This window comes from Micromonospora sp. ATLC20 (genome assembly GCF_057196585.1).
On record NZ_JBXUOV010000043.1, the window covers coordinates 1 to 11,606 of the forward strand.

Here is an 11,606-nt window from a genome sequence, read left to right on the forward strand (position 1 = left end):
GCCCGGGCGCACCCGCGGGCCGCCGCCGCGCTGGCCGACACCTGGCAGCGGCTGCCCCTGGCCGACCGGTCCACCGCCGTACTGCTGAACGTGTTCGCGCCGCGCAACGGCCCGGAGTTCCACCGGGTGCTCGACCCGGGCGGCGCGCTGCTGGTGGTCACCCCGGCCGCCGACCACCTGACCGAACTCGTCGACGCGCTGGACCTGCTGCGGGTGGACCCGGACAAGGCCGACCGGGTCGCCGGCAGCCTCGGCGCCCACTTCGCCGAGGAGTCCGCGACCGGGCACCGGGCCCGGCTCGCGCTGACCCGCGCCGAGGTCACCACGCTCGTCGGGATGGGACCGAGCGCCTGGCACGCCGACCCGCAACGGCTCGCCGCGCGCATCGCCGCGCTGCCCGACCCGGTGCCGGTCACGCTCTCCGTCCGGCTCGGCGTGCACCGCCCGCGCTGACGCGGCTCAGGTGGAGAGGTCGACCTCTTCCCAGCCCGGCGGCTCGTCGTGGTACGGCCCGCGCAGCACCACCGCCCACTCCAGCGCCCACCGGCGCTGCCCGATCGCGTTGGCGTCCACCAGCCCCGGCAGCGCGCCGCCGGCCTTCTCGGTCTCCAGGTACGCCCAGTCGAGGCAGTAGTGCAGGTCCAGCAGCGCCGCGGCGTCACCGGGATGCTGCGGCGCGGCCAGGATCCGGGCCCGCCACTGGCCGAACGTCTCCCCCGCGACCAGGTTCGGCATCCGTTCGACCAGCCGCTCGTCCACCGGCACCGTCGGGTCCAGTTCCTTTGCCAGCCCGAGCACCCAGGCCAGCGAGAACAGCGCGTCGTGGTGCAGCACGAACGACCTGTGGTCGCCCCGGCCGCCCATCACGAACTGCCACTCCGGCGGCGTCACCGAGTCGACCAGGTGCGACTCCAGCAGCCAGCTCATCGCCGCCTGCGCGGGCATCCCGAAGCAGCGGGCCAGGATCACGTGCAGCACCGCGATCCGGGCCTCGATCTCCGGGGTCGGACGCAGCTCGATCTCGTCGCCCGGCTCCCACACCAGCGGGAACTGCGGCGGTGGCAGCGGAAGACCCAGCCGGGACAACTCGTCCAGGCTCGCCTCCCGGACGGCCCGGGGATCGGGAGCGGGTACGCGCACGGTCAAGCCCCTGTCTGCTCACCTCGGCTCGTCGCCGGCCGATCCCCCCTGGCCTGGGAGGATAGCGGCTCCCGCCGGGCCGGCACCACGGCCGTCCCCGGTCAGCCGATCCGCTCGACGACCAGCGGCGTCGCGTCCGGCGCGTCCGGCGCCACCCGCACCGCGCGGCGCGCCTCGTCCAGCGCGGCGGGCATCCGCTCGGCGTGCTCGGCCCGCAGCTCGAACAGCGGGTCGCCGACACGCACCCGGTCACCGCGTCGCTTGTGCAGCACCACACCCGCCGGGATGCTCACCGGGTCCTCCTTGCGGGCCCGGCCCGCACCGAGCCGCCACGCGGCCACCCCGATCGCGTACGCGTCGATCTCGGCGACCCAGCCGTCCTCGGTCGCGGTGAACAGCTCGACCTCGTTCGCCGTCGGCATCGGGGCGTCCGGGTCACCGCCCTGCGCCCGGATCATCGTGCGCCAGGAGTCCATCGCCCGGCCGTCCCGCAGTGCCGCCTCCGGGTCGGCGTCCGGCAGGCCGGCCGCGTCGAGCATCTCCCGGGCCAGCGCCAGCGTCAGCTCCACCACGTCGGCCGGACCGCCACCGGCGAGCACCTCCACCGACTCGGTCACCTCGACCGCGTTGCCGACGGCCAGGCCGAGCGGGGTGGACATGTCGGTGAGCAGGGCGACCGTCCGGACGCCGTGCGCGCCGCCCAGCTCGACCATGGTGCGGGCCAGTTCGCGGGCGTCGTCGACGTTCTTCATGAACGCGCCGGAGCCGACCTTCACGTCGAGCACCAGCGCGCCGGTCCCCTCGGCGATCTTCTTGCTCATGATCGAGCTGGCGATCAGCGGGATCGCCTCGACGGTGCCGGTGACGTCGCGCAGCGCGTACAGCTTGCGGTCGGCCGGGGCGAGCCCGTCGCCGGCCGCGCAGATCACCGCGCCCACGTCGCGGAGCTGGGCGATGAACTCGTCGTTTGTGAGCGCTGCCCGCCAGCCCGGGATCGACTCCAGCTTGTCCAGCGTGCCGCCGGTGTGGCCCAGGCCCCGGCCGGACAGCTGCGGCACCGCCGCGCCGCACGCCGCTACCAGCGGGGTCAGCGGCAGGGTGATCTTGTCACCGACGCCGCCGGTGGAGTGCTTGTCGACGGTCGGCCGGGACACCGGCGACAGGTCGAGCCGCTCGCCGCTGGCGATCATGGCGGCCGTCCACCGGGCGATCTCCGGCGCGGTCATGCCGCGCAGCAGGATCGCCATGGCCAGCGCCGACATCTGTTCGTCGGCGACCAGGCCCTTGGTGTACGCGTCGACCACCCAGTCGATCTGCCCGTCGCTCAGCACACCCCCGTCCCGCTTCGCCCGGATGACGTCAACCGCCGTAAAAGCACTCACTTCTCAAGATCCAATCAATTTGATCGCGCGTGGCCGCACCGACCCGCGAACGGTGACCGTCGAGGAATCGGGCCGACCGTGACCGGCGGAGGGATCAAGCCTGACTGCCCGGAGCCGGGCACGGTCGGCCCGATTCCCCCACCTCAACCACCCCAACGGGACGGAATCTCCGAAGGAGGCTCACCCTCACCAGCCCAGAAGATCGTCCCCGAAGCGTCCACCACGACCACGCGCGGCGTCCGCGCCAGCCCCCACTCGATCGCCTCGGCCGGGTCGTCCCAGGTCGAGCCCTCCTCCAGCACGCCGGTCTCGGCATCAGTGGTGTCACCGGACGACCGCTCCCAGTACGTCGTCCAGACCTGCTGCCCGGCGGACAGGTCCGGGTGCACGAACACGGTGCCCCGGCCCCGCCAGGCGGCCAGCCGGTCCGGCACCACAGGCACCGGATGCTCACCGGTCACCGCCTCGATGTCGGCCACGTCGAAGGCGTGCGGCAGCAGCTCCGCCATCCGCAGCGGTCCGCCCTTCGCCTCGACCAGGCACTCCGGCCCACCCTGCTCCCAGAGCAGCTGCCGGCACCTGCCGCACGGCATCAGCGGCTCACCGGTGGCGTCGACGCAGGACAGCGCCACGATCCGGCCACCGCCGGTCGCGTGCAGCTGCGAGACCACGCCGCACTCGGCGCAGAGCGTGACGCCGTAGCCGGCGTTCTCCACGTTGCAGCCGACCACGACCCGGCCGTCGTCGACGAGCGCGGCGGCACCCACCGGGAACTTCGAGTACGGCACGTAGGCGTGCCGCATGACCTCGGTGGCGGCGGTACGCAGCCGCTCCCAGTCGATCTCCATCACAACCCCCATTCTGCCCAATCAACGCCGATCGGTCGCGGGTGCGGCCGGAGACGACGATGCCCGGCGGGTCGCCCCGCCGGGCACGGTGTCGCGGCGGGCGGTCAGCCCTTGATGTACGGCTTGCCGTCGGCGGCCGGCGCCCGGACCTTGCCGACCAGCCCGGCCACGGCCAGGATCGTCGCCAGGTACGGCAGCATCGCCAGGAACTGGCTCGGGATGCTGCTGCCGATCGCGCCCAGGTAGGTGGCGAGCTGGTCGGCGAAGCCGAAGAACAGCGCCGCCAGCAGCGCGCCGGTCGGGCTCCACCGGCCGAAGATCAGCGCGGCCAGGGCGATGAAGCCCTTACCGCCGATCATGTTCTTGGTGAACGAGTAGAGCGCCAGCGTGTACGAGGCGCCGCCGACACCTGCCACCAGACCGGCCAGGATCACGTTGCGGTAGCGCAGCCGCAGCACCTTTACGCCCAGCGTGTCCGCGGCGGTCGGGTGCTCGCCGACCGAGCGGGTCCGCAGGCCCCACCGGGTACGGAACAGCGCCAGGTGGATGACGAGCACCAGCAGCAGGCCGACGTAGAGGAAGATGTTGCCCCGGAACAGCGCCGGGCCGAGCAGCGGGATGTCGGACAGCAGCGGAATCTCCCAGTTGCCGAACCGGGGGGCGCTGTTGTACTTCGCCGCGTCGGTCTGCATCAGCCGCTCGTACAGGAAGCCGGTGATGCCGACCGCCAGCAGGTTGAGCACGATGCCCATGACCACCTGGTCGACCAGGTAGCGGATGGAGAACACGGCCAGCAGGAACGAGATGAACGCGCCACCGATGGCGGCGGCCACCAGGCCCACCCAGACGCTGCCGGACATGCTGCCGAACAGCGCACCGGAGAAGGCGCCCATCAGGAGCTGGCCCTCGATCGCCACGTTCACCACGCCGGAACGCTCGCAGAGCACACCGGCGAGCGCGCCGAAGATCAGCGGCAGGGCCAGGATGAACGTGCCGCGGACGACGTTCACCAGCGGCATGAAGTTGCGGCCCTCGGGCGCGGCCGAGACCTGCCAGCACAGGAAGCTCAGCACGAAGGCGACCAGCCCGGCGCCGAGCAGCAGCGTGAACCAGCGCTTCGGCACCCCGGCCAGCAGCGCGCCTCCGGCCGCGGCGGTGATCAGCCCGAACAGGATCGCGCCGACCGTACCGTTGATCTCCAGGGCGGCCCCGCCCTCGGTCTCGCTGAGCGTGAACCGCGCGTGCTGGTCGGTCGCGAGCGCACCGAACAGCACCGCCGCGAGCACACCGAGCGCCAGCAGGACCGCGCCGATCTTCCGGTTACGGGTCCAGAAACCCTCGTCGACCGCGGTAACGGCGACCTCGGGGACAGCGGTGGTGGACATGCTCACCAGCCCTTCGCGAGGCTCGTCTGCAACCGGGCGGCGCGGGCCGCCCGGAGCTGGAAGATCGTCTTCACCAGGGCAGGCGCGGCGATGAAGATGACGATGAGCGCCTGGAGCACGGTGACCAGTTCCAGCGAGATGCCGGAGTACGACTGCATCCGGTTGCCGCCGGCCTGGAGCGCGCCGAACAGCAGCGCGGCCAGCAGCACGCCCCACGGCTTCACGCGGCCGAGCAGCGCGACCAGGATGCCGTCGAAGCCGATCTGCGCGATCACCAGCGGGGTCAGCGCGGTGGCGGTGGTGCCGAGCACCATGGTCGAGCCGCCGAGACCGGCCAGCATGCCCGCGAAGACCATCACCAGCACGTACGTCTTGGTGACGCTGATGCCGGCGGTCCGGGCCGCGTCCGGGTTCGCGCCCACGGCCCGCAGCTCGAAGCCGAGCGTGGAGCGGTTGAGCAGCCAGGCGATGAACCAGGTGGCCGCCACCGCGAGCAGGATGCCGGCGTGCACCCGCAGGTCGTCGCCGAGCAGGCGGGGCAGCTGTGCGGTGGACTCGACCGGCTTGCTGATCGCGTCCGCCCGGTTCGGGTTCTGCACCCCGTTCTGGACGATGATCCAGGACAGGAAGTAGACCGCCACGTAGTTGAGCATGATCGTGTTGATCACCTCGTGCGCGCCGGCCCGTGCCTTGAGGATGCCGGGGATGAAGCCCCAGAGCGCGCCGCCGAGCGCGCCGGCGATCAGCGCCACCAGCAGGTGCACGACGGGCGGCAGCGGCAGCGCGAAGCCGGCCACGGCGGCCAGGATGACGGCGATCGTGGCCTGGCCCTGGGCGCCGATGTTGAACAGGCCGCCGCGGAAGGCCAGCGCCACCGACAGGCCGGTGAAGACGAGCGGCGCGGCGTAGGTGAGCGTCTCCGAGATCGGGCTCAGGGCGGCGGTGAAGCCGACCGCGTCCGGGTCGAAGATCGCGCCCTTGAACAGGTTCGCGTACGCCTCACTGACCACCGTCCAGCTGGCGTTCAGCGCATCGGTGGGGCGAGCCGTGATGTAGCTGTAGGTGGCGAGCACCTCGGGGTCGGACACGATGATCAGCACCGCGCCGACCACCATGGCCAGCAGCACCGCGAGCACCGTCACGGTGAACGTGTTCGCCGCCCAGAGGTTTTCCAGGAACATCCGGCCCATGCTCGGACGGGCTTCTCCGGCCGGGGCCGGCTTCTTCGCGGTCGCGGTGGCGGGCACCGTCTGCTCGGTGTCACCGGCCGGCTGCGTCGGCGTCGCCCGCGCCTCGCTCAGCGACTCCTGCGCCTCGGTCGCCGGCTCCTTGTCCGGCGAGCCCGAGACGGGGTTCGGGTTGGTCATGCCTCGTCCTCGTTGCCAGGGCCGTCCTCGGTCGCGGTGGCGGCGTCCGGGGTGGCGGCGTCCGGGGTGGCGGCGTCCGGGGTGATGCCGGCCATCAGCAGGCCGATCTCCTCGCGCGGGGTGTCCGGGCCGACGATCCCGATGATCCGGCCGCGGTACATGACCGCGATCCGGTCGGCCAGGCCGATCACCTCGTCCAGTTCGCTGGAGACCACCATGACCGCGGTGCCGATGTCCCGCTCGCGGATCACCCGGCTGTGGATGAACTCGATCGAGCCCACGTCCACGCCCCGGGTGGGCTGGGCGGCGATGAAGAGCTTCAGCGGCCGGGACAGCTCCCGGGCCACGATCACCTTCTGCTGGTTGCCGCCGGAGAGCGTGCCGACCGCCGCGTCGGCCGAGGAGGTACGGACGTCGAACTGCTCGATCCGCTCCCGCGCCGACTTCGCGATGGCCTCGGGCTTGAGCGACAGGCCCTTGCCGAACGGCGGCCGGTCGTAGATGTCAAGCACCAGGTTCTCCGCCACGGAGAACTCCTTGACCAGGCCGTCCACGCTGCGGTCCTCCGGCACGTAGCCGACGCCGGCGCGGAGCACCTTCTTGGTCGACCAGCCGTGCGTCGGCTGGCCGTCGAGGGTGATCGTGCCGGCGAGCACCGGGCGCAGGCCCATGATCGCCTCGATCAGCTCGGTCTGGCCGTTGCCCTGCACGCCCGCGACGCCGAGCACCTCGCCGGCGTGCACGGTCAGGTCGACACCGTCGACCGCGCGTACCTGCCGGTCGTCGTCCACGACCAGGCCGGCGACCTCCAGGACCGGCTTGCCGGGGGTGGCCGGCTTCTTGTCCACGGTCAGCCGGACGCTGCGTCCCACCATCAGCGCGGCCAGCTCGTCCCGGCTGGCGCTCGGCTCGGCGGTGCCGACTGTCTTCCCGCGCCGGATCACCGTGATCCGGTCGGCGATCGCCTTCACCTCGCCCAGCTTGTGGGTGATGAACACGAGCGACTTACCGGCGGCCTTGAGCGACCGCATGACCGTGAGCAGTTCCTCGGTCTCCTGCGGCGTGAGCACGGCCGTGGGCTCGTCGAGGATCAGCAGGTCGACGTCGCGGGTGAGGGCCTTGACGATCTCCACCCGCTGCTGGATGCCGACCGGCAGGTCCTCGATCACCGCGTCCGGGTCGACCCGCAGGTTGTACCGCTCGGAGACCTCGGCGACCTCGCGCCGGGCCCGCCGCCGGTCGAGGATCCCGGCGAAGGGCCCCTTGACCTGCTCGGCGCCGAGCATCACGTTCTCGGCCACGGTGAAGACCGGCACCAGCATGAAGTGCTGGTGCACCATCCCGATCCCGGCGGCGATCGCGTCCGACGGGCCCTTCAGCTTCAGCGGCTTGCCGTCGACCAGGATCTCGCCCTCGTCCGGCTGGTAGAGGCCGTAGAGCACGTTCATCAGGGTCGACTTGCCGGCGCCGTTCTCGCCGACCAGGGCGTGGATCTCTCCAGGCTCCACCGTCAGGTCGATGTGGTCGTTGGCGACCAGATCACCGAACCGTTTGGTGATGCCGCGCAGTTCGAGTCTCAGCGCAACCTCCTGGAGTGCGAGCGATGGTGCAGCGTAGCGACCTGCCGCGCCGCCACCACGCCGGGTGGGGATGTCGGGGGGAGTCAAGCTGATCGGCCGCCCCGGCGCCGGGGGTACCTTCCCCGTTGCGCCGGGACGGCCGGATCGTCAAACCTGGTGTCCGCCGGCCCCCGCTGCCGATGATCGCACCGCGGCGGCCGGCGGGACTGTCACTTGGTCGGCTGGGCCTTCGAGGTGACGGTGATGGTGCCGGCGGCGATGTCCGCCTTGATCTTGTCGACCTCGGCCTTCAGGTCCGCCGGGACCTTGCTCTCGAAGTCGTGGTACGGGGCGATCGAGACGCCGGTGTTCGCGAGCGTGCCCACGAAGCCCGGGGTGGACTGCAGCTTCTCGCCACCGGCGGCCTTCAGCACGGCCTCCTTGACGGCCTCCGGGATGTTCTTGACGACCGTGGTCAGGATCGCCGAGCAGTCCGGGGTGCTCTCGCAGCCGTCGATGTCGACCCAGACGACCGAGTACTTGCCGCCCGAGGCCTTGGCCGCGGAGGTGGTGCCGAGACCGGCGCCACCGGCGACCGGCATCACGATGTCGGCGCCCTGCGCGACGAGCGCGTCGGAGACCTTCTTACCCTCGTCCTGCTTCTCGAACGAGTTGGCGAAGGAGCCCTTCTGGGCGGCCTTGTCCCAGCCCAGGACCTGGACGTTCTTGCTCTTGGCCTTGTTGTAGTACGCGACGCCGTCGGCGAAGCCGTCCATGAAGATGGTGACCGGCGGGATCGGCAGGCCACCGTAGGTGCCGACCTTGCCGGTCTTGCTCATCCCGGCGGCCAGGTAGCCGGCCTGGAACCCGGCCTGCGCGGTGTCGAACTGCATCGGGTAGACGTTCGACACGCCCGGGTTGGCGTCGACGATGCCGAACTGCTGGTTCGGGTTCTTCTCAGCCGCCGCCTTGGTGGCGTCCGACATCAGGCCACCGACGGCCAGGATGAAGTCGCACTTCTGGTTGACGAACCCGGTCAGGTTGACCTCGTAGTCCGCCTCGGCCTTCGACTGGACGTTCTTGATCTCGATCTTGTCGTTCTCCTTCTGCGCCTGCTGCAGGCCCTTCCAGGCCGAGGCGTTGAAGGACTTGTCGTCGATGCCGCCGACGTCGGTCACCATGCAGGCGCTGAACTTCTTGCCACCGTCGCCGCCGGCGTTGTTGTCGTCGTCCGGAGCCTCACCACACGCGGCAGCGCCCAGCACGAGTCCACCCGCCACGATGGCGGAGGCGATCCGCATCCCACGCACAGAGCGCAAGACGTCTCCTTCCCCTTGCGCACCGCGTCGTGCGCGGTGCACAGCCCTTCGCCGGCCTGCGGTGTGCCGCCGGCGTCCCACGTTACGGACGGGAGCGTACGCCCGCGCCCACCCACCGGCCGCCAATCGTGCACGACTGTTGAGCGTCCGTTACCCCGGCGTAACCCTTGGGTGGGGCAGGTCACTATCCGGCCGGTGGGCGTGCGCGGTAGGTGTCGCGAACGTCCGTTTTCCCGAGCTTCCCCGACTGCTGGCGAACTAACGCCAGAACACCGCGACGGCTGCGTTGACCAGCGTCAACCCGACGATCGCGAGGAAATGGCCACGGTTGACGGTCTCCCGCTTACGGGAGAAGAAGACCATGACGAAGATGAGCAGCGCGAGCACCAACTTGGTAACAAGTTTCGCCGGGGCCGGCTCGTCCCCGTCGCGCAGCGGAGCGGACAGCCCGATGCCGGTGAGGACCTGGATGATCGCGCCCCAGAGCATGGCGGCGTTGATCCGCAGCCGGCCGGTGACGTACTGGGCGATCCCACCACCGAGCAGCAGCGCGAACCCGATCAGATGGACGTAGAGAAGAATCAGTCGAAGAGCTTCCACGCGCCCCATCCTCCCTCACCAACGACGCAACGTAGTAGTCACCCCGCCGACCTGCCGTCATACCGTGACCCCCCTCCCCGCGATCTTGCAGTCTCCGCCCCGACATAAGGGACGAAAGCCGCACGACACGGGCCGAAACCGCAAGATCGACGGGGCGGGGGCGCGGGATCAGCGCAGGCGCCAGACCTGGAAGGTGGGGCCGTCCGCAGGGAGCGTTACCGCGCCCTCGGCGTCGGGGTGGAGGGCGGGGGCGTCGCCGTAGACGTTCTCTCCGGCTCCCACGCCGGTCAGGTGGACCGGGGTGCCTGCGGCTCGCCTCGCCAGCACCAGCACCGTCGACGTGGGCGCCTCGCGCAGGAAGACCAGCGTGTCCGCGTCCGCGTGCACCCACCGCAGGCCGCCGTGCCGCAGCGCCGGCTCGTCGCGGCGCAGCGTCAGCAACGACCGGTACGCCTCGAACGTGCGCCGGTCCCAGCTCTCCGGCCGGTGCCACGGCATCGGGGTACGCGAGCCCTCCCCGTTCGTACCGGTCAGGCCCAGCTCGTCCCCGGCGAAGACCACTGGCGTGCCGGGCATGGTGGCGAGCAGTCCGGCCGCCACCTCCTGCCGGGCCGCGTCGCCGACCACGGTGCGGATCCGGGCCGAGTCGTGCGAGCCGAGCAGCTGCCACGAGTGCGTGTACGAGCGCCACGACACCAGCGACCGGTAGGTGTTCATGGTGGCGAGCACCGCGCCCGCGTCGCGCCGCCGTACCCCGCCCGGGGTGCCGAGGAAGTTCGGCACCGGGTCGTCGCCGTGGCGCAGCCAGGACCAGACCGGGTCGGTGAAGCCGACGTAGTTCATCGTCCCGTGCCAGCCGTCGCGGTCCAGGTCACCGGTGTGGTCGTGGCCGTGCTCGGCGAGCAGCAGCCCGTCGGGGCGGGTTTCGGCGACCACCTCGCGCAGCAGCCGCGCCACCTCGTGGGTGTACGCGTCCGCACCCCGCCGCCCGGTCATGTTCGCCACGTCGACCCGCCAGCCGTCCAGCCCGTACGGCGGGCGCAGCCAGCGGCGCAGCAGCGAGTCCTCGGCGGTGGCGAACCGGCGGCGCAGTTCCGCGCTGCCCCAGTTCAGCTTCGGCAGCGACTTCACCCCGTTCCACGACTCGTAGTCCGAGCCGGGCAGGTCGAAGTAGTACAGCTCGCGTTCCGGCGCGTTGACGTCGGAGACGGCGGCGGTGAACCAGTCGTGGGCGTCGCCGGTGTGGTTGCTGGTGATGTCGCCGAGCAGCCGCCAGCCCCGGGCGTGCACCGCGTCGGCGAGCCGGGCCAGCGCCGCGTCGCCGCCGAGCAGCGGGTCGACGGTGTCGAAGCTCGACGCGTCGTACCTGTGGTTGGAGCGCGCCGGAAAGACCGGCGTGAGATAGACGGTGTTGACGCCGAGCCGGTCCAGGTGGTCCAGGTGCTCGGTGACGCCGTCGAGGTCGCCGCCGTAGAACTGGCGGGGCGTCTCCGGGCCGCGGCCGACGACCGGGGTGTCCCAGTCGCATCCGATGGCCCAGTCCGGCACGGTCCGGCCGTCGGCGGCGGCCGAGCGGGCGAACCGGTCCGGGAAGATCTGGTAGATCACCGCGTCCCGCGCCCAGGCCGGCGGCGGGGCGTAGCTGACCAGCTTGAAGTCGCCGTTGTCCGGCACGTCGTGGCCGGACAGCCCGGCCGCGTTGAGCCAGCGGGTGCCGCGTTCGCCGTCGAGCAGGAAGCGGTAGTTGCTGACCGGGTTGCGGACCTCGACGTCGGCCCGCCACCACACGTCGTCGCCGTCGGTGCGGTCGACCCGTGCCTCGGCGAAGCGGGGTTCACCGTCGCCGGTGGTGCGCACGTGTACCTGGGAGACGCCGGTTCCGGCCGGTACCCGGACGAAGACCGGCACGGTCTGCCCGAGCGCGGGCTCCTGCTCCGGGACGTAGGTGGCGGAGCCGTCGTGGTGCGGCTGAAGGGACATGGTGCTGCCTTTCGCGTCGTACCGAC

10 protein-coding genes are annotated in these 11,606 nt (G+C 71.4%); 1 reads left to right on the top strand and 9 read right to left on the bottom strand.

Features of this window, described 5'->3' with window-relative positions; translation table 11 throughout:
- On the top strand, positions 1-453 hold a 453-nt coding region (locus AC2CHG_RS12225), incomplete at its 5' end, for a class I SAM-dependent methyltransferase (RefSeq protein ID WP_484524770.1).
- A gap of 6 nt (positions 454-459) precedes the next feature.
- Here the strand turns inward: AC2CHG_RS12225 and AC2CHG_RS12230 are convergent.
- The 9 genes from AC2CHG_RS12230 to AC2CHG_RS12270 all read right to left on the bottom strand — a co-directional run bounded on the left by AC2CHG_RS12230 (position 460) and on the right by AC2CHG_RS12270 (position 11,580).
- The gene (locus AC2CHG_RS12230; RefSeq protein WP_135243271.1) at positions 460-1,140 is read right to left on the bottom strand and encodes a DUF4272 domain-containing protein; all 681 of its coding nucleotides are present in this window, start codon (positions 1,138-1,140) and stop codon (positions 460-462) included.
- A gap of 101 nt (positions 1,141-1,241) precedes the next feature.
- Positions 1,242-2,522 carry a thymidine phosphorylase gene (locus AC2CHG_RS12235; protein WP_262012597.1) on the bottom strand — a complete coding sequence of 427 codons (1,281 nt, stop codon included), beginning with the start codon at positions 2,520-2,522 and terminating at the stop codon, positions 1,242-1,244.
- A gap of 143 nt (positions 2,523-2,665) precedes the next feature.
- Positions 2,666-3,370 (bottom strand): cytidine deaminase, encoded by a 705-nt coding sequence (locus AC2CHG_RS12240; protein WP_262012598.1) that lies wholly within the window; start codon positions 3,368-3,370, stop codon positions 2,666-2,668.
- 104 nt (positions 3,371-3,474) lie between these two features.
- Positions 3,475-4,755, bottom strand: coding sequence for an ABC transporter permease (locus AC2CHG_RS12245; RefSeq protein WP_013283980.1), 1,281 nt, complete (start codon positions 4,753-4,755; stop codon positions 3,475-3,477).
- A gap of 2 nt (positions 4,756-4,757) precedes the next feature.
- On the bottom strand, positions 4,758-5,945 hold the full coding sequence (locus tag AC2CHG_RS12250; protein WP_402809812.1) for an ABC transporter permease: 1,188 nt from the start codon (positions 5,943-5,945) through the stop codon (positions 4,758-4,760).
- 173 nt (positions 5,946-6,118) lie between these two features.
- Positions 6,119-7,789 (bottom strand): ABC transporter ATP-binding protein, encoded by a 1,671-nt coding sequence (locus AC2CHG_RS12255; RefSeq protein WP_484524771.1) that lies wholly within the window; start codon positions 7,787-7,789, stop codon positions 6,119-6,121.
- A 122-nt stretch (positions 7,790-7,911) separates the two neighbouring features.
- A complete protein-coding gene (locus AC2CHG_RS12260) occupies positions 7,912-8,982 on the bottom strand; it encodes a BMP family lipoprotein (protein WP_262012757.1) in 1,071 nt (356 codons plus the stop codon).
- A gap of 276 nt (positions 8,983-9,258) precedes the next feature.
- On the bottom strand, positions 9,259-9,600 hold the full coding sequence (locus AC2CHG_RS12265; protein WP_128136717.1) for a hypothetical protein: 342 nt from the start codon (positions 9,598-9,600) through the stop codon (positions 9,259-9,261).
- A 168-nt stretch (positions 9,601-9,768) separates the two neighbouring features.
- A complete protein-coding gene (locus AC2CHG_RS12270; RefSeq protein WP_355506766.1) occupies positions 9,769-11,580 on the bottom strand; it encodes a glycoside hydrolase family 13 protein in 1,812 nt (603 codons plus the stop codon).
- Positions 11,581-11,606 lie beyond the last annotated feature (26 nt).

Excerpts from the sequence above, each read along its gene's own strand:
- AC2CHG_RS12240 (WP_262012598.1), bottom strand. The coding sequence starts at position 3,370 with ATGGAGATCGACTGGGAGCGGCTGCGTACCGCCGCCACCGAGGTCATG.
- AC2CHG_RS12245 (WP_013283980.1), bottom strand. The coding sequence starts at position 4,755 with ATGTCCACCACCGCTGTCCCCGAGGTCGCCGTTACCGCGGTCGACGAG.
- AC2CHG_RS12250 (WP_402809812.1), bottom strand. The coding sequence starts at position 5,945 with ATGGGCCGGATGTTCCTGGAAAACCTCTGGGCGGCGAACACGTTCACC.
- AC2CHG_RS12260 (WP_262012757.1), bottom strand. The coding sequence starts at position 8,982 with ATGCGGATCGCCTCCGCCATCGTGGCGGGTGGACTCGTGCTGGGCGCT.
- AC2CHG_RS12270 (WP_355506766.1), bottom strand. The coding sequence starts at position 11,580 with ATGTCCCTTCAGCCGCACCACGACGGCTCCGCCACCTACGTCCCGGAG.